The sequence below is a fragment of the Streptomyces sp. SID14478 genome (assembly GCF_010548525.1).
In the GTDB taxonomy this organism is placed as follows: Bacteria; Actinomycetota; Actinomycetes; order Streptomycetales; family Streptomycetaceae; genus Streptomyces.
This window is the reverse complement of the sequence record NZ_JAAGMG010000592.1, coordinates 1-237: the sequence shown is the minus strand read 5'-3', so window position 1 is coordinate 237 and position 237 is coordinate 1. Positions and strand designations below refer to the sequence as shown.

Sequence of the window (237 nt, the reverse complement as noted above, 5' to 3'; positions counted from 1 at the left end):
CCGGATGATGATGTTCGGTCTGTACGCGATGGACGGCGAGGTCCCCTTCCGCACCATCGCCTTCCACGGCATGGTCCGCGACGAGCACGGCAAGAAGATGTCGAAGTCGTTCGGCAACACCGTCGACCCGCTGGACTGGATGGACAAGTACGGCTCCGACGCGCTGCGCTTCACGCTCGCGCGCGGCGCCAACCCCGGTACGGACGTGCCGATCGGCGAGGACTGGGTCCAGGCGTC

At 66.7% G+C, this 237-nt stretch carries 1 protein-coding gene; it reads left to right on the top strand.

The annotated features are described in order from the left end of the window. The coding region (locus G3I40_RS18955) for a class I tRNA ligase family protein (RefSeq protein ID WP_164303316.1) at positions 1-237 on the top strand (237 nt) is incomplete at both ends.